Raw genomic sequence first — 17821 nt, 5'->3', positions numbered from 1 at the left:
TAAAAACGTTTGATTATAACCAGCCGTTTAGCATATGATTCAACTTTTTTAGCATTCAGGTTTAAGAAGTCATAAATTCCCTTTGATAACTTAAGGGACTCTTCCCGGTAATGCCTTTAAAACATTTATGAAAACTGGTGAAGTTATTGAATCCACTCTCATAACAGATCTGCTTTATATTTAACCTGTTATCAATTAATAACTTACAAGCCTGCCCTACTTTAATTTCTGTCAGGAATTGTGAGTATGTTTTTTGGGTGAAAGATTTAAAATATCTGCAGAAAGAATTAGGGCTGATCCGCGCTACATCTGCAATTTCCTTCAGTTCAATTCTATTCCTGAAATTAGCAAATGTATAGTCATAAATATCCTGAATGCGGTCGTTGTTCATTTCTTCTTTGGCCGGGGAATACCCAATCGAAGACAAAAACTCGGATTGATCACATTTAGCGATTTCCTGTAATGCCTGGATCATATAAATAATGCGGTCAGTTCCCTCTGTTTCCAGCATGTAATCCAACATCTGGGTTACTTTCTTTTTGTTCGCGCCTTCAATCCTGATACCGCGTTTAGCTTTGTCCAGGATATCTTTGATCAGTTTATTTTCAGGCATATTGAGGAAGTATTCTCCCAAAAATTTCTCAGAGAAATGGACAACCTTAAAGTCAGCGTAATTCTCTGGATCAATGGTCGTAAAATCTTCATCAAACCGCCAGTAATGTGGCAGGTTTGCACCGACAAGAACCAGATCACCAGGTTTAAATTCACTGATACTGTCCCCAATAAATTGTGCTCCCTTTCCTTTGATAAAATAGATAAGTTCTGCCTCAGGATGATAGTGAAATTTATTATTCATCCCAGGCTTCAGGTCATGGCGCACAGTGAATGATTGTGCAGGGCTTTTTGAGATTTTCAGCAGTTGTGGTTTCATACGCTCTAAAATTAATCTTGATGATTCAAAGGACCAGCCATCTGCTGCAGAAATCAGTGCTGACTGAAAAGAATTTTGAAAAAACTTTTCAGAATTACACTGCCTGGCGATACGTCAAGCGAGTCAAATTTTAATTTTGTTTATATTCGGTTTCTAAAGTTGGGAAAACTATTTCCAATCCTGTTGTATGATTTGCTCAAAATTATGTATAAAACAAACATTGAATGACAAGGAAGTTAAGTGAGGAAATTAAAATAGACCCTTCTGCGGTACATCAAAACTTTAAAGAGCTAAGCATAAAATTGTTTTGCTGCCGTTACTGGATTTTAGAAGAATGGGAATGTGATGATCTCAAAGTTCCTTTTTGGCGGATTTATCATAATTCCATTGCGGGTTCAACCATCAGATTTAAGGACGGCACTATTCCATTGAATAACGAAAATATACTGATCATCCCTCCCAACACTTCATTTTCATCACAATTAAAAAGAAATTTCAACTTTCAGGATGAGTCTATTATCGGCCGGAAGTTCATAGAGACTGACAGTCTTACTACCCTGAAATCGAACGGAAAAGTGGATCATTTTTTCATTCATTTCTCACTCGGCTACCCTTTGGATTTTGTCAATAACAGCATTTATCTAAGCAAACTTAACGAATCGATCAGCCATTTGTTAACGGAGATCAAAAAGGCCTGCATGACCGACCTGATTACCAGTATGAAAGAATCTTTACGTGTTAAACAGCTAATTGCAGCTTGTTTATTGAATTTGCCAGATGAAATCTGGGATTCAGGAAACATTGACCACAGAATCTTAAAGTCGATTAAATTCATTGAGGGAAATTTCAGGAGAAAAATAACGAATGAGCAGCTGGCTGATGCCTCAAATATGGCCATCAATTCCTTTGCCCGGCTGTTTAAGATGAGTACGAAGATTACCACACAGCATTATATCCTGAAATTAAGAGTAGAGGCAAGTTGCCATTTGATGCACCATAGCAATAAGTCGCTGGATGAGATTTCTTATGAATGTGGATTTTCTGATCGCCACCATTTTTCAAAGATCTTCAAAAAGACGATGAAGGTTAATCCTTCTGATTACAAAAGACAATTAAAAATGGTCAACGGGATTAGTGAAAACCCCGTTAACCATTCGTTATAATTCTTTTTTAGCAATAATTCTTATTTACAGCTGTAAAGCCAATCTGAAACTATAATTTCAATCCGAAACTATAACTCTTATTTACAGCTGTAAAGCCTATCTGAAACTATAATTCCCATTGGAAACTATAATTCCTATTTGATTGGGGTAATTATAATTTTTCTGAATTCAATCGGCCCATGGTCTCCCTGAAAATAAATTGGCCCAGGCTCCCCTTCTTTACTGTCAAGGGCACCACCTGTAATTCCTGGAATTTCCTGGTTACTGATGACTGTTTTTCCGTTCGCGACCACAGTAACCATACGTCCGATTAGTGTGATATCATAGGTCTGCCATTGGTCTGGCCCTAAAGCAGCAATCTGATTGGGTGGCAGGAAACCATAAACTCCACTAAACAACACGCTTGAAGGATGTGCATCTTTAGGACTATCTTCAATCTGCACTTCGTAGCGTCCTCTTAAATACACGCCACTGTTACTACCTTTTTGATACTTAAATTCTACATGTAATTTAAAGTCTGTAAATTTCTGGTCTGAGATCAGATTAGCACCTGAGTGCGGACTGGTTAATACCCCATTTTTAACAACCCACTGATTCTCGCCCAAAGCTTTCCATCCGGTCAGATCTTTTCCGTTAAACAAAGCAATAGGTTTAGCCCAGGCTACCGGAGCAGTTCTGTACAGGTAAGGGGCTTTCACACCTTTCCAATTGTGTTTTTTCCCTTCGCTGGTGACCAAAGTCCCATGAATTTCATCTCCTGTCAGTTCTCCTTCTATCACAAAGTCCTGATCTCCTTTTTCCCATTGTGGTGGAATAGTGAAACTGAATTTACCATCCTTAAAAGTGACTTTGGCGATTGGACGCGCACTTCCCGAAACACCAACGAAATAGCCGGTCAGTGTGCTGTTGCCCGAAAGTTTAACTTCTAGCCAGGACGGAACAGTTTTACCATTTTCGTCCATAGTGATGTCCCAGCGTCCTATTAATTCTTTTGCAGTTGCTGCATTTTTAAGGTGAATTGCCGGGGAATGGTCTGCTGCATACAAAGTATCAGCCGCCGCTAAAGTGAGCAAACTGCTTAAACTTAAAACAAGAAATTTTCGATACATATTCATAGCATTATAATGGTTTACTGATTTGGCAGGATAAGATAGGATTTATTTAATTTCAAATAAACCTTATTTCCTATTATAATGTATTCTTTACGAAGTTAATGCTGCAGGAAGGAGGGAAAATTGTGTTGCAGCGAAGAAAATTGCAGTGTTGGATGGATGGAATAGTGTTCAATGATGGACTAATGTCGAATTGATGGACTATGGTAGTAGTCCAAAAAATACAAATCAGTTCATCAGGGCAGGCTGTGGAAGATTTCTGAACTTATTATGGTTTAACGTAATTAAAAACAACACTGTCTTTAACCGCAAGTCCACTCATTCCTTCTCCGGTATAGGTAATCGCGTACTTTCCTGGTTTTTTAACCGCATAACCTTTAAGCAAGTCAACTTCGATTGAAAGACTGTCTCCTGGGTTTACTTTTTGATAACTGCTGGCAGGTGGCGGCATCATTCTTTTAGCCATTGCGCCCTGGTAATTTGCTTCTTCACCATTCGCTTCTTTAACGTCAAGGTATTTACTCATTAAAGGTTCAAATGGAGTGTGCCATTTACAAAACTGCTGTACACTGTCTGTAGGGTTGTAAACAGTAAATTTCAGTTTCACGGAGTCACCAACTTTAATGGTACTTTTAACTTGCAGCACAGCATAAATACTTTTGCCAACCGGTCTTTTCCATGCCTTGTTGGTTGCCGCATCTTCTTTGATCTTCCTGGCTGAAGAGGTTGACGTCTGATGGCTACAGGATGAAAACACCATAACTGCAGCAGATAATAATGGAATAATTGATTTCATTTTATTTATTTATTGTTGTTTTTTGTTAAATGGAGCCTTTGATGATTAACAGGAACCTTTGATGATTAACATAAATATTGCCATGCAGTTTTAATATTTATTTTAAACCTGCCGGGTTCATTCTATAAAAGTATACCTTTTATCAGGCATAGCTGCATTTTTGACTATTTATTAGTTTAATATTTTATTGGTTTTATTCCGAATCATAAATTTTCACTAATTTTCATATAAAGATGATTCTCAGGATAAAAAACGTCCTTAAAAGCCAAAACTCACTGTATTTAAAGCGTATCACTAATTATCTTTAAATATTAATTATTTAATTTTAATTAAATAATATTTTGTTTTATACAATTTATGATGTTAGTTTTATGTTAAATCAATAACCTAAACCAACTATCATGAAAACAAAAAAACATTTAAGATTAATGTTAATGCCTGCATTGCTATTATTAGCAATGGCATCCTGTAAAAAGCAAGAGGCAGAGTCTGCAATTCCTGACAACCAGATGAATGCAAATAACACATCGGTCAATGCCGTTTCTGCAGCTAACTTTAAAGTAATTGGCTATGTACCTTCCTGGGCAGGCGAAGTTAATCAAATCCAGTACAGCAAGTTAACGCATATCAATTATGCTTTTATTCTTCCTACCGCTTCAGGTGGTTTCCAGCCTTTAGAAAACCCTTCCAAACTTCAAAGCCTGGTTGCTACAGCACATGCTAACAATGTAAAAGTATTAGTCTCAGTTGGCGGATGGAATAATGGGGATGACAGTGCATTTGAGTCTTTCGCATCAAGCGCATCTGGCAGGACCACATTTACCAACAACGTAATCAATTTGGTGAATCAGTATAATCTGGATGGGATTGATATTGACTGGGAATATCCTGACGCAGGAAATTCAGGCAATAATTATACTGCTTTAATGCAGCAGTTAAGTACTGCGATGCACAACAAAGGAAAATTATTAACCGCAGCTGTAGTTTCTTACAATGGCCCTGGTGTTCAAAATGCGGTATTCGCTGCAGTAGATTTCTTAAACATCATGGCTTATGACGAAGGCGGAGCTAATCACTCTACCTATGCACTTGCAGTTCAGTCTTTAAACTACTGGGTAGGCAGAGGTCTTCCTGCAAGCAAAGCTAATTTAGGAGTTCCATTTTATGGCCGTTCTTCTAATGAGTATGTAGATTATAAAACCATTTTATCAAGAGGCGGAAGTCCAAATTCAGATTCTTATGCGGGAATCGGATACAATGGCATCCCTACCATTAAAAGCAAAACTAATCTTGCTTTTGACCAGGCTGGTGGTATTATGATCTGGGAGTTATCGCAAGATGCTACTGGCGCAAACTCGCTGCTGTCTGCAATTAACCAGGTGGTAGTTTCCAGAGCGGGCAATCCAGGTGGATCTATTCCAATCGGAAGTACAGTAACGCTAAAAGGGATCAATGGCCGTTATGTAAGTGGTGAAGATGGCGCTACAGCAATGATTTGTAACCGCACTGCGGCATCACCTGTAGAGACTTTTACGGTAGTTGATGCTGGAGGTGGTAAAATCTCGTTAAGAAGTAAAGGCAAATATGTTTCTTCTGAAAACGGAACGCAGGCTATTACCTGCAGCCGTACTACGGCTGGTGATTGGGAGAAATTTGACTGGGTAACCAATGCAGATGGAACAGTATCTTTCAGAGGAAATAATGGAAAATACATTTCAAGCGAAAACGGTACGCAGGCAATGACTTGTAACCGGACAACGATTTCAGGCTGGGAAGCTTTTGGTATCAATAAGTAAATTCAGCTATTAAAGAAGTAACCTTCTTGATATTGGCTAAGCGATCTTTTAATGTTATTAAATGATTCTCCAATATCGCCGATATGTTAATAAAAGCAGGCCCTTCCAATAGAAGGGCCTGCTTTATTCTCCCATTACTTTACCTGAACAGTGCTTTGCGCGAGCTTGTAGTATAAGCACTGAAGACACCCAGGGCGTTGTTATCAAAGTTTGAAGGTGGGTTAGCTGGTGAAACAGGCTGGGTTTCGGATAAATTCTGACCCAGGCTAAAAAAGTACCTGTGGACTGCTCTATCGACACATTGAAACTCTACGGCCACAGTATCGCCAGGAACCATGTCCTTGCTGAGATCATAAAAGATCACATCATTAACTTTATTGCCGTTGTTGAAACGATCGTCCGTCGCGACATCGAATTTCACTTTTCCTTTGAACCGGACAATGGAGTGGTACCAGTTGTCTACAGCAGGCGGATCATCATAAATAACAGCCACATATTTCCTCGTTTTATCGACCACTGTAAACTCTTTAAAAGTCAGCAGGTTCAAAATTACTTTTTGCGGCATGGTAGAAATTGCGGTATAAGTTTGCCCCTGTACATTGACAGTTAGCTTATACGTAGTCCCAGGTTTCCCTTTGAATTTAGGACTGTTATAGATCCCGGTAGTTTTCTCCGTATAATTAACAGTTGTACCATCGCTGCCGGTCAGTACAACTTTTGCTCCGGCAAGCCCGTTAAATTTATTTGCTTCGGTAAATGAATAGGTAGTAGAAATCCTGACTACCTGAACTTCATTAAGGTCATTTACGCCACCATCAATCACGATGATTGGCTTTGCATTATCCAGGTTCAGGTCAATTGCTTTCTCGCAGCTTGAAAATATGCCCAGCAATAATATCCCGATCAGGAATCCTGTTCCTGGCTTAATTTTTCTGTTGTTCTTTGAATACATCATGATACTAGAATTTAAAGTTCCAGGTTACGGAAGGGATAACTCCAAACAAGGTTGTTCTCACGACCTGTGTTTTAGCAGCATTATCCGGATCATCCTTAAAATTGATTGCAAAAGCGTTCTGTCTATTGTAGAGGTTATAAATACCAAAAGTCCAGCTGGATTGGTATTCTTTACCCGGTTTACCCTCCAGCGTCGCTGAAACATCAAGGCGGTGATAAGCTGGGGTACGGTAACCGTTTTTATCCGCATAATAAAAAGCGGTTCTGCCATTAACCTGATATTTACCGCTCGGATAAGTCACTGCATTCCCTGTATTGTACACAAATACGGTAGAAAATGTCCAGCGGGGACTGGCTTTGTAAATGCCGACCAAAGAAACATCATGTGTCCGGTCTTGTTTGGCATTAAACCACCGGCCGTCATTCAGCGCATCAAATTGTCTTTCGGTTTTAGAATAGGTGTAGCCTATCCAACCGTTGAATTTGCCGGACCTTTTCTTGAAAAACAATTCTACACCATAAGCTCTGCCATCGCCATAAAGCAAATCCGCTTCTACATTGTCTTTTTCACGCAAGTCTGCCCCACTCCGGTATTCGATTTGATGCTGCATTGATTTATAATAGATTTCTGCAGAGAATTCATATTGATTATCGTTGAAATTTCTGAAGTAGCCTGTAGAGACCTGATCTGCGATTTCCGGCCTTACATTATTGCTGTTCATTATGTATAAATCTGTTGGAGAGGTCGACGTAGAGTTAGACATCAAGTGGATATTCTGTGTATTCCGGGTATAAGCAGCTTTAATGGAGCTGTTGCTGTTTAGTTTATAACTGGCCGAAAACCGGGGCTCCAGGTTGAGGTAATTTTTAACAGACTGACCAGCGCTATAGGCATGAGTTTGTGTGATATTACCATCAGCATCATAGGTTTTGAAATTACCCGGCCCCATTACAGCGAAGCCGCTCAATCGTAATCCATAGACCATTTTAAACTTATCGCTTACGGTCCATTCATCTGTCAGATAGGCGGCAAGTTCAAGTCCTTTGCGGTTTTCATAAGTAATGGGGTTGACGCTGGATGCGCTGGTGGCGGTCATCTTACCGGGAGCTATGGTATGATGAATGGCATTAAGACCAAATTTCAGCTGGTGTTTATTGCTGATGCTATACTGGAAGTCTTGCTTTAAATTAAAGTCTCTGATAAATGAATTGACTTCGAAGTTAGCATCTTCCATCAGGTTATTGATCTCATAGCTATAATGGCTGTAGATGATAGAAGTATTGGAAAACAGCTTCGGGCCATATAAATGGTTCCAGCGCATGGTTACCGTTGCATTGCCCCAATCAAATCCAAAGATATTGACTAGATCGAGTTTATCTCTTCCAAAGTAGCCGGAGAGGAAAAGGGTGTTTTTTTCATCCAGTTTGTAATTGGCTTTTGCATTGAGATCGTAGAAGTAAAGGGCATTTTTACTGATAGATTTATTGGGGGATAATTTAAAGAACGCATCCAGATAGGTTCTCCTGCCACTGATCATATAGGATCCTTTGTCTTTGACTATTGGCCCTTCTACTTTGAGCCGGGAAGCAATGAGGCCAATACCTCCTTCTACAGTAGTTTCTTTGCTATTGCCTTCGTTCATTTTGATATCTATGACCGAGGATAATCTTCCGCCATATTGCGCAGGCATCCCCTCTTTATAGACAGTGACGTCTTTGATTGCGTCGGGGTTAAAGGTAGAGAAAAAGCCGAGCAGATGGGAGGCATTGTAAACCGGAGCTTCGTCCAGCAGGATCAGATTTTGATCGGTTGCTCCTCCTCTGACATAAAAACCACTGTTCCCTTCGCCTGCTAATTTGATACCGGGCAGGAGTTGCAGCGCCTTCATCACATCTCTTTCGCCCAGCAGCATGGGGAGGCTCCGGATTTCATTGCTGCTCATTTTCTGCGGCCCCATTTGAGGGCTGTTAATGTTATCATCAATAGCTGTGCTGGAAATAACCACTTCATCTAGTTGATTACCAGGATCCAGTACAAAATCCAGTCTTATGTTTTGTGATAAGCTAAGATGTTTTGTGATCGTTTTGTAGCCGATAAAGCTTACAGATATATCATGCTCGCCCTGTAAAGTGCTAACAGCATAAAAGCCGTACCCATTGGTCATGGCTACGGCGGTTGTGCCACCGGTTATTTTCACGCTGGCACCAATTAAGGTTTCTCCTGTTTTCCCATCAGTTATATTTCCGGTAATGGTCTTTTTGACCTGGGCAAATGAAAACTGGAATTGAGTGAGGAGTAAAAGCAATAGTAAATTTCGATAGGTAGATCGCATAAATGTACTTTAGGTTACACTCAATAAAATAAACCCGGAAAATCCTTTCCGGGGCAAAGATTTGGTTAGAATAGTATTTAGTAGGCGTTGTCCTCGCCATGAATTACGTTGATGATAGTCATAAAGAGGATCTTCACGTCCAGCATAGCAGTCCAGTTTTCCAGGTACCAGATATCGTGTTTGACACGTTTTTCCATAGAACCTGGCGCTTTGGTTTCTCCACGGAAGCCGTTGACCTGAGCCCATCCGGTAATTCCTGGTTTCATAAAATGACGCACCATAAATTCACTGATAATTGCTCTGTATTCTTCTGTATGGCTTAACATATGTGGTCTTGGCCCTACAACAGTCATACTGCCGGCAAATACATTAAAGAATTGTGGCAGTTCATCCAGACTTGTTTTACGCAGGAATTTACCAATCGGGGTAATACGGTCGTCGTTCTTGGTTGCTTGTTTTTTATCACTGGTACTGTTCATCCGCATGCTTCTGAATTTCAGACACCAGAATGGTTCATCATTTCTACCGCTGCGCAGTTGCTTGAACAGTACAGGACCTTTACTTTGAATTTTGATCAGCAAAGCAATGATTGGATATAACCAACTCAGAATAAACAGAATAACCAGACCGCTGAAGATAATATCAAAAGTCCGTTTCTTGAACCGGTTGCCCATCAATTCCAGAGGTTCGTTACGCAAAGTTATGATCGGAAATTCATCCCCCATATAGCTCATCGTGTACGGCGCATCTAAAGACCCTGCGATATCAGGAATGAATTTCAGGCGCAGACATTGTTTATCTGCCTCTCTTACCAGTGAATGCATTTTTGACATTCTTTCCGGCGGAACTGAAACGTACAAGTCTTTGACACCACCGGCTGCTGCTGCTTTCATTTCAGCAATAGCAAAGTCAGAGATCAGCCCTGTTTTATCGCTGTAAAAATCTTCATCGCGCTCGGCGATAATCCCATAAAAGTCTACGTTATTTTGCTTGGTCAGATAACTGGCCAGGCGGTTTCCAGTGGGATTACCTCCCATTACAGCTACCTTTTTAGTCACATGGAATTTATTGATCAGCACAAATTGCAAAGACGTTCCTACAAAACGATTTAGTATAAATGCACTGGAAAGCAGGAAATAAAAGACCGCAATGAAGGTTTTTGAAAAGTCTATATTCTTTTCCAATAACAGATAAGCCGAGAATAAAACAGCATGCATCAGTACACTTCTCCAGGTGCTTCTGTAAATACGCTCCAGGCGCCTTGCTCCATATTCGGTATACATACCAAAAAATAAGGCATTAAACACCCAAATCAGATTACATACGATCACATAATGATGTAATAATTCATAGGAAACATTTTTTCCCATGTAAATACTTAAATCGTAGGCTGCAAAGTAAACCAGATTAAGCATTAACAGGTCAGTGACGGGTAAAACATACCTCAAAAGATATAAATAACGTGTTTGCATAGGTGGATTTATTTATAGACACACGAATATAGCAAATAAGCGTCAATCGCAAAGACAATTATCAATTTTATTGCAATATTTAACTTAAAAAGTTTTTTATAGCATGATATTTATTATTTAATCAAAATTTAACAATAATTGAATAAAATATAAGCGCTATACTCCTTATGGTTTTAAAAGCTTTTTTTACATTTCATTTAAGAATAAAATAGATTGAATAACACCTCTATACGGAAAAAAGAGAAACAATTTGAAAACAATCCATACAAACTGCGGTGATATTTCACAAAAAAAAGACCCTCCAGATACCGATCCGGAGGGTCTTTTCAGCGCAGCTTTGCTACAGCAAAAGCTGAAAAAAATAAAAAAGCTGTAAAAAAAATAAATTTACTTCAGCAATTTCAGCAGATATTGCCCATAACCACTTTTGACCAATGGAGTAGCTAAAGCAGTCAGCTGCGCTTCATCTATAAAGCCCATCCGGTAAGCAACTTCTTCAATCGCCCCTATTTTCTGTCCCTGGCGCTCTTCAATGACCTGAACAAATTGTCCTGCTTGCATCAGAGAATTAAAAGTACCCGTATCTAACCAGGCCGTTCCCCTGCTAAGCACACCAACTTTCAACTTACCCTGCTCCAGATAAACTTTGTTCACATCAGTGATTTCATATTCGCCACGCGGAGAAGGCTTGATATTTTTCGCAATCTCTACTACACTGTTATCATAAAAATATAAACCCGGAACTGCGTAATCAGATTTAGGCTGAACTGGCTTTTCTTCGATAGAAACTGCTTTTTTGTCTTCGTCAAATTCCACAACACCATAACGTTCCGGGTCAGAAACCTGATAAGCAAAAACAACACCTCCATCAGGATCTGCACTTGCCTGCAATAATTTAGACATACCTTCTCCGTGAAAAATATTATCACCCAAAACCAGTGCAACTTTATCTTTCCCAATAAAATCAGCGCCAATCACAAAGGCCTGCGCCAGTCCATTCGGCTCTGCTTGTACTGCATAAGAAAATTTACAACCCAGACGACTTCCGTCACCCAGCAATTTTTCAAAGTTCGGCAGATCGTGAGGTGTAGAGATAATCAGCACCTCCCTGATTCCAGCCAGCATTAAAGTTGACAATGGGTAATAAATCATCGGCTTATCATAAACCGGCATCATTTGCTTGCTCATTACAAGAGTGAGCGGATGCAAACGCGTCCCACTTCCTCCTGCCAGAATTATTCCTTTCATATCTTAAATTTGAGGTACGTTAATTAAAGTCAATTGATTGATACAAGCCAGCAGACTGTCTCTCCAGTAAGGGATTTCCAAATCAAAAGTCTCTTTGATTTTAGTTTTATCCATCACTGAAAACTTTGGTCTTACTGCCTTTGTCGGATATTTAGAAGTAGGAATAGGGAATAATTTCACTGCTGTATGACTCAATTCGAAAATACCCTGCGCAAAATCGTACCAGGAAGTTACCCCTTCATTGCTATAGTGATAAACTCCATAAGCTGTTTTCCCCGACTCAATAATAGCCAGAATTGCATTTGCCAGATCAATTGCATAAGTTGGTGTGCCAATCTGATCAGCTATAATATTCAGTTCTTCTCTTTCTGCACCTAATTTCAGCATGGTTTTCACAAAGTTATTTCCATACTCAGAGTACAACCAGCTGGTACGCAGAATAAAATGCGCAGATAAAACAGCCGCGATATCTTTTTCACCTGCCAGCTTAGTGACGCCATAAACATTAATGGGCTCAGCAACATCTTCTTCTTTCAACAGGTTGACACTGTTACCACCAAAAACAAAATCAGTAGAAACATGAACCATCACCGCGCCGTATACCTGGCAAAGCAGCGCAATATTTTTTGCACCATCCCTGTTAATCTGCTCACAAAGCTCAATATCATCTTCTGCTTTATCTACAGCTGTATAAGCCGCACAATTAATAACAAATTTCGGTTGTTCTGCGACGAATAATTTTTCAAGCGCTGTATAGTCCAGTATATTTCCTGCTGTTTCATCAGGAAAAGAGATAGAATCCATTTCTCTTTGCGAAGCTACTTTTTTGATACAACTACCCAGCTGGCCAGATGCACCTAATACTAATATATCCATTTATCTTTCTGCGTATTGAGTTTCATAATAAGACTGATAATTTGAAGAGGTCACATCATCCAGCCATTGTTCATTTTCAAGATACCAATCTACTGTTTTGGCCAGACCTTCTTCAAATTGAAGACTTGGAACCCAGTTTAATTTCTCCTGAAGCTTAGACGAATCGATTGCATACCTTAAATCATGACCAGCGCGATCGGTTACATAAGTAATCAATTGTTCGGAGGTACCGGATGCACGCCCAAGCTTCTGATCCATAATCTTGCAGAGCATTCTGATCAGGTCAATATTTTTCCACTCATTATGACCACCGATATTGTAGGTTTCACCTGCTTTCGCCTCATGAAAAATGACATCAATAGCGCGGGCATGATCTTCTACCCAAAGCCAGTCTCTTACATTTTCGCCTTTCCCATATACTGGAACTGCTTTATTATTTTTAATATTATTAATCGCCAGCGGAATTAGTTTTTCCGGAAAATGATGAGAACCATAGTTATTTGAACAGTTGGAAATCACAACATCCAGACCGTATGTATCGTGGTAAGCACGCACAAAATGATCAGAACTTGCTTTAGATGCAGAATACGGGCTATGCGGATCATAAGCAGTAGTTTCAGTAAACATCCCCGTTTCACCGAGCGCCCCATAAACTTCATCTGTAGACACGTGGTAAAAACGCTTCTGGGCATAGTTACCTTTCCAATGCTCTTTTGCTGCATTCAAAAGATTAACCGTACCAATCACATTCGTCATTACAAATTCCATCGGATTAGAGATAGAGCGGTCAACGTGTGATTCGGCAGCTAAATGCACTACCGCATCAAATTGCTCCGCAAGGAACAGTTCGGTTATAAATGCAGCATCCACAATATCACCTTTTACAAAGCTGTAATTTGGCGCAGCCTCTACATCAGTCAGGTTTAAAAGATTTCCCGCATACGTTAATTTATCAAGGTTTACAATCTGGTAATCAGGATAGTTCTTTACAAACCTGCGCACTACATGGGAACCGATAAAGCCGGCGCCGCCGGTAATTAAAATTTTCTTAGTCATCATTATAAGTTTAATGGTTGATCATCCTGATTATTACTTCCATAAATTGGAAGGATAAGCCCCTTCCACTGTTAATTCCAGCAATCGCTCCTTAACAATCTGAGCATCTTCTTTAAAAGTCACACCGAACCATTTAGCTTCGGTAGGAATCATTTTCACCACACCTTCACCTGCATTAATCAGCTGATCTGTAACTTCGGGAATTAAAAATTCAGCCTTCAGGTCATTTACATGCTCTTGCAGGAATTTATGATAACCGGCTTCACTCCAATTTACGAATTCTGGCGTGAAACAAAAAAAGTTCATACTCACTTTTGTATCCATTGGCAATTCAATCAGCGTATCACCATTCTTCGCAAATGCTCTCCCCTGTTTTTTAACCACTTCTTTCCGCTCTGTGATTCCTGTAATATCACCCGCTGGGTTCACATTAATCTCCCCACGGGTTACTGAACCATGATCACTTAAGCTATTTTTTAGTTCATATCCGATACAGGCATATTTTCCTGCTGCAGCCGCCGTGGTTAAAAAATCGTAAGCTTGTTTGAATGCATCATATCCATAAAAGTCATCTGCATTGATCACCGCGAAAGGAGAATCCAGCGCCTCCTTAGTACAAAGCAGCGCATGCTGTGTACCAAACGGCTTTGTACGGTCTGCAGAAATCTCCTGACCACCGCTAAACTTCTCCAATGATTGATAAACATAGTCCAGTTCAATCTTTCCGGCAAGCTTAGGTTCAATGGAAGCTTTAAAGGAAGCAGCAAATTCTTCGCGGATGATAAAGATCACCTTACCAAACCCTGCTTTAATGGCATCAAAAATTGAATACTCCATAATGGTTTCTCCTGAAGGCCCAAAAGATTCAATTTGTTTGTTACCACCATAACGGCTCGCCATTCCGGCAGCCAAAATAACGAGTGAGGGTTTTAATTTAGTCATAAGTAGAAATGTTATAAGGGCAAATATAACACTCTTACCGATTTTACCTCATTAACACCGCATTAAATTTTCACTTAAATACAATATATTAACATAATATACCTTTTATTAAACGCAAATAGCAATAGAAACATAATTATAATAACATAAAAATAAATACATTTGCAAGAAGAGGATGAGATTAAGGTTAAAAAATCATTAACTCCTGAATTCCATAACAGTTTACAGGGAATAATTCAATAATTTTAGAATCAACGGTGATAACTGCCATTAAAACCACACGCTAAAAGCTATCGCGCTTCATAAAGTATTAAAAACGAAAGAAAAAAGAACCACAAACACAAATAAAAAGAAGATTTTCAATCATTTAAGAGCAACCACAATCAACCAGAAAAGATGAAAAATAACAACTTTGTATTGATAATGGCCGGCGGAGTCGGCAGCAGATTCTGGCCTAAAAGCCGCAATGCCTACCCTAAACAGTTTCTTGACATCCTTGGTATTGGCAAATCACTACTCCAATTAACATATGATCGTTTTTTGAAATTATGCCCTCCTGAAAATATATACATTGTAACTAATAGTCAGTACAGTAATATTATTATAAATCAACTAAAAGGGATTAGCTTAGAACAACTCATCTGCGAGCCAAGCCGGAATAATACCGCTCCGTGTATAGCCTATGCTTCATTTAAGCTGAATAAAATCAACCCCGACGCAAATATTGTAGTCGCGCCCTCAGACCATTTTATACTACATGAGCACATCTTCATTGAAAAAGTCAAACAGGCATTAGCTTACACAGAACAGCATGATGTGCTGGTCACCTTAGGAATCTCACCGACAAGACCAGATACTGGATATGGCTACATCAAATACGCAGCCGATCAGGATGCGGGATTACACAAAGTAATTCAGTTCACCGAAAAACCTTCACTCGAAAAAGCAAAAGAATTCCTTAAAACAGGAGATTACCTTTGGAATGCAGGCATCTTTATCTGGAAGGCCGGCTCTATTCTGAAAGGACTAAAAAAGTACGCAGAAACGATATACACGATGTTTGATAACGGAAAAGAAGTATACAACACTTCTGAAGAGCAAACATTTATCAATGAAATCTACCCGAAATCGCCGAACATATCTATTGATTACGCAATTATGGAACAGGCGGACAATGTATATACTATTCCATCAGACTTTGGCTGGTCAGATCTTGGAACCTGGGCTTCTTTATACGAATCTGCGCCAAGAAATGACGACAACAATGTATTATCTGCCAGACAGCTGAATATAAAAGACACACAAAATAGTATCATCCATATCAACAACGATAAACTGGCCATTATACGTGGCCTGGATAATTTTATTGTGGTAGATGAAGGGAACGCGCTGCTGATTTACCCTAAGGACCAGGAGCAGGAGATTAAAGAAGTGGTTAAAGAAATGAGCATCGCTTTTGGAGAGACTTTCATCTAAATATAAAGACGCACGCTCTAAATATAAACACGCTACCGTACCTTTTTTTTATTCTGATCCCGTTATGAGTTTCATTGAAAACATTAACAATAAGTTAATATTAGTTTCTGCAGCGCTTTTAGCATTGACCTGCCAGCTAAAAGCGCAAACCTTTAAAGGTATAAAAGCCGAAGTGGAGACTCAGGCCATCGGGACTACCAGTGGTGTAGTTCCCTTCTGGATGCGGTCAAATCAATTCGGGTCCACTCCTTCGCCCGGTGCATCAGCAAGTTTTATGGCAAGGTTTCATCGCGATTATAACACACCGTCTTCAATTGATAGTACATCCGGAAAGAAAAAACTGATAGACTGGGGTTTTGGTTTTGAAGGCAGAGCAAATGCCGGAAAGGATTCTGAAATTCAGTTAATTGAGGCTTACGCAAAGGTAAGAGCTGGAATTTTCCAACTGAAAGGCGGAAGGACAAAGGATGTAATGGGGCTGAATGGGGATACCACCTTAAGTTCTGGTAATTTCTCTGTATCGGGAAATGCATTGGGCATCCCCAAAATAGAACTTTCAATTCCTGATTATTACACGATCCCAGCCTTTAATGGCCTGTTTGCGATTAAAGGAAACTTTACACATGGCTGGGTTGGAAAAACAAGAATTCTGGATGTAATTACTGGTTCACAGTCCAGCAACCAGGTTTATCAAATTCAGAACACCCACCCTACTACTTATTTCCATCAAAAATCTCTCTATGTTCGTTTGGGCAGGAAAGACTGGAAATTGAAGCTTTACGGCGGATTCAACCACCAGGTGTACTGGGGCAATGAAAAAGAGGCTTATGGCCCTAATTTCAAACTTTCTCCACTCAAATCATTCTTCTATGTAGCAACAGGTAAATCTTATGGTGCTGCCGGTGTACCTACTTCGAAAATTGGCAATCAGCTGGGCTCGGTTGATCTTGGTGCTGAATATGATTTCACCAGCGTGAAAGTGATGGTATACCGCCAGACTTTTTACGATGTCGGTGCGCTGTCGAAACTGGCAAATATCAGGGATGGTTTAAATGGGATTAGTTTCGAGAATAAGAATTATGACCGCAAAAACCGTGGCTTTGAGTGGAAAAAAGCATTATTTGAGTTCTTTTATTCTAAAGATCAGGCAGGTTACCCCTGGTCCATCCCTACCAAGTCTGGTGATGAAGATTATTATAATAACTTCTATTACATGGAAGGGTGGTCTTACAATGGTTTAGGAGTCGGAAATCCATTAATCACTACCAGAGATGATGCACGAAAAGGACAAGCTTACCGGTATGCGGATAATTTCATCAATAACCGGGTAGTTGCAGTACATTTCGGTTTGTCTGGAAGTGTAAAGGAATGGGACTTCACGACAAAACTTACTTACTCCAAAAACTACGGTACTTTCGGAACGAGTATTTATGGTGGATCAACCGGATCGATCAGAAATCCGCAGACGACCAATATTTTTGTCCCGGTGGATCAGTTTTCTTTCTACCTGGAAGGCATGAGACCACTAAACAAGGGTTATAGCGTTGGTTTTGCTACAGCCCTTGATCAGGGTAAATTACTTTATAATTCTTATGGTTTGCTTTTAAAGCTGAGAAAAAGCTGGTAAATGACCTACAAAAACCAGCTTAACCGATAAGCTATCTTT

The 17821-nt window shown here is 39.7% G+C and carries 14 protein-coding genes; 4 read left to right on the top strand and 10 right to left on the bottom strand.

Going from position 1 to position 17821, the window contains the following annotated elements; translation table 11 throughout:
* Positions 1–61: 61 nt before the first annotated feature.
* Positions 62–931 (bottom strand): AraC family transcriptional regulator, encoded by an 870-nt coding sequence (locus ABIB30_RS20975; RefSeq protein WP_354305004.1) that lies wholly within the window; start codon positions 929–931, stop codon positions 62–64.
* Positions 932–1155: 224 nt separating this feature from the next.
* On the opposite strand from ABIB30_RS20975, the gene ABIB30_RS20970 reads away from it, so the two are divergent.
* Positions 1156–2094, top strand: coding sequence for a helix-turn-helix domain-containing protein (locus ABIB30_RS20970; RefSeq protein WP_354305003.1), 939 nt, complete (start codon positions 1156–1158; stop codon positions 2092–2094).
* Positions 2095–2228: 134 nt separating this feature from the next.
* Here ABIB30_RS20970 and ABIB30_RS20965 read toward each other — a convergent pair whose 3' ends face one another.
* Positions 2229–3209, bottom strand: coding sequence for a 3-keto-disaccharide hydrolase (locus ABIB30_RS20965; RefSeq protein WP_354305002.1), 981 nt, complete (start codon positions 3207–3209; stop codon positions 2229–2231).
* Positions 3210–3474: 265 nt separating this feature from the next.
* Positions 3475–4002 (bottom strand): protease, encoded by a 528-nt coding sequence (locus tag ABIB30_RS20960; RefSeq protein ID WP_354305001.1) that lies wholly within the window; start codon positions 4000–4002, stop codon positions 3475–3477.
* A 401-nt stretch (positions 4003–4403) separates the two neighbouring features.
* Here ABIB30_RS20960 and ABIB30_RS20955 point away from each other — a divergent pair, with 401 nt between their 5' ends.
* Positions 4404–5798: a glycosyl hydrolase family 18 protein gene (locus tag ABIB30_RS20955; RefSeq protein WP_354305000.1), complete on the top strand. Its 1395-nt coding sequence runs from the start codon at positions 4404–4406 to the stop codon at positions 5796–5798.
* 139 nt (positions 5799–5937) lie between these two features.
* Here the strand turns inward: ABIB30_RS20955 and ABIB30_RS20950 are convergent, their stop codons facing one another.
* The 7 genes from ABIB30_RS20950 to ABIB30_RS20920 form a co-directional block, all read right to left on the bottom strand.
* Positions 5938–6753, bottom strand: coding sequence for a DUF4249 family protein (locus ABIB30_RS20950; protein WP_354304999.1), 816 nt, complete (start codon positions 6751–6753; stop codon positions 5938–5940).
* A 4-nt stretch (positions 6754–6757) separates the two neighbouring features.
* Entirely contained in the window at positions 6758–9085 is a 2328-nt protein-coding gene (locus tag ABIB30_RS20945) for a TonB-dependent receptor (RefSeq protein WP_354304998.1), read from the bottom strand.
* Between the two features lie 77 nt (positions 9086–9162).
* Entirely contained in the window at positions 9163–10557 is a 1395-nt protein-coding gene (locus ABIB30_RS20940; protein WP_354304997.1) for an undecaprenyl-phosphate glucose phosphotransferase, read from the bottom strand.
* Between the two features lie 387 nt (positions 10558–10944).
* On the bottom strand, positions 10945–11805 hold the full coding sequence (gene rfbA / locus ABIB30_RS20935) for a glucose-1-phosphate thymidylyltransferase RfbA (RefSeq protein ID WP_354304996.1): 861 nt from the start codon (positions 11803–11805) through the stop codon (positions 10945–10947).
* Between the two features lie 3 nt (positions 11806–11808).
* A complete protein-coding gene (gene rfbD / locus ABIB30_RS20930) occupies positions 11809–12681 on the bottom strand; it encodes a dTDP-4-dehydrorhamnose reductase (protein ID WP_354304995.1) in 873 nt (290 codons plus the stop codon).
* Positions 12682–13737, bottom strand: coding sequence for a dTDP-glucose 4,6-dehydratase (rfbB, locus tag ABIB30_RS20925; protein WP_354305105.1), 1056 nt, complete (start codon positions 13735–13737; stop codon positions 12682–12684). It lies immediately after the preceding gene.
* A 33-nt stretch (positions 13738–13770) separates the two neighbouring features.
* Complete coding sequence (locus ABIB30_RS20920; RefSeq protein WP_354304994.1) at positions 13771–14679, bottom strand: nucleotidyltransferase family protein; 909 nt, start codon at positions 14677–14679, stop codon at positions 13771–13773.
* Positions 14680–15075: 396 nt separating this feature from the next.
* Here ABIB30_RS20920 and ABIB30_RS20915 point away from each other — a divergent pair, with 396 nt between their 5' ends.
* Both ABIB30_RS20915 and ABIB30_RS20910 read left to right on the top strand, forming a co-directional pair.
* Positions 15076–16155, top strand: a complete 1080-nt coding sequence (locus ABIB30_RS20915) for a mannose-1-phosphate guanylyltransferase (protein ID WP_354304993.1) — start codon at positions 15076–15078, stop codon at positions 16153–16155.
* 64 nt (positions 16156–16219) lie between these two features.
* The gene (locus ABIB30_RS20910; RefSeq protein WP_354304992.1) at positions 16220–17782 is read left to right on the top strand and encodes a capsule assembly Wzi family protein; all 1563 of its coding nucleotides are present in this window, start codon (positions 16220–16222) and stop codon (positions 17780–17782) included.
* Positions 17783–17821: the final 39 nt, after the last annotated feature.

Source organism: Pedobacter sp. UYP1, assembly GCF_040547305.1.
Lineage (GTDB): Bacteria > Bacteroidota > Bacteroidia > Sphingobacteriales > Sphingobacteriaceae > Pedobacter.
This window is presented reverse-complemented; position numbering and strand designations above follow the sequence as displayed.

What these genes read in the sequence shown, in the direction of transcription:
- ABIB30_RS20975 (WP_354305004.1), bottom strand. Translation starts at nt 931, where the DNA reads ATGAAACCACAACTGCTGAAAATCTCAAAAAGCCCTGCACAATCATTC.
- ABIB30_RS20970 (WP_354305003.1), top strand. Translation starts at nt 1,156, where the DNA reads ATGACAAGGAAGTTAAGTGAGGAAATTAAAATAGACCCTTCTGCGGTA.
- ABIB30_RS20965 (WP_354305002.1), bottom strand. Translation starts at nt 3,209, where the DNA reads ATGAATATGTATCGAAAATTTCTTGTTTTAAGTTTAAGCAGTTTGCTC.
- ABIB30_RS20960 (WP_354305001.1), bottom strand. Translation starts at nt 4,002, where the DNA reads ATGAAATCAATTATTCCATTATTATCTGCTGCAGTTATGGTGTTTTCA.
- ABIB30_RS20955 (WP_354305000.1), top strand. Translation starts at nt 4,404, where the DNA reads ATGAAAACAAAAAAACATTTAAGATTAATGTTAATGCCTGCATTGCTA.
- ABIB30_RS20950 (WP_354304999.1), bottom strand. Translation starts at nt 6,753, where the DNA reads ATGATGTATTCAAAGAACAACAGAAAAATTAAGCCAGGAACAGGATTC.
- ABIB30_RS20945 (WP_354304998.1), bottom strand. Translation starts at nt 9,085, where the DNA reads ATGCGATCTACCTATCGAAATTTACTATTGCTTTTACTCCTCACTCAA.
- ABIB30_RS20940 (WP_354304997.1), bottom strand. Translation starts at nt 10,557, where the DNA reads ATGCAAACACGTTATTTATATCTTTTGAGGTATGTTTTACCCGTCACT.
- rfbA (WP_354304996.1), bottom strand. Translation starts at nt 11,805, where the DNA reads ATGAAAGGAATAATTCTGGCAGGAGGAAGTGGGACGCGTTTGCATCCG.
- rfbD (WP_354304995.1), bottom strand. Translation starts at nt 12,681, where the DNA reads ATGGATATATTAGTATTAGGTGCATCTGGCCAGCTGGGTAGTTGTATC.
- rfbB (WP_354305105.1), bottom strand. Translation starts at nt 13,737, where the DNA reads ATGACTAAGAAAATTTTAATTACCGGCGGCGCCGGCTTTATCGGTTCC.
- ABIB30_RS20920 (WP_354304994.1), bottom strand. Translation starts at nt 14,679, where the DNA reads ATGACTAAATTAAAACCCTCACTCGTTATTTTGGCTGCCGGAATGGCG.
- ABIB30_RS20915 (WP_354304993.1), top strand. Translation starts at nt 15,076, where the DNA reads ATGAAAAATAACAACTTTGTATTGATAATGGCCGGCGGAGTCGGCAGC.
- ABIB30_RS20910 (WP_354304992.1), top strand. Translation starts at nt 16,220, where the DNA reads ATGAGTTTCATTGAAAACATTAACAATAAGTTAATATTAGTTTCTGCA.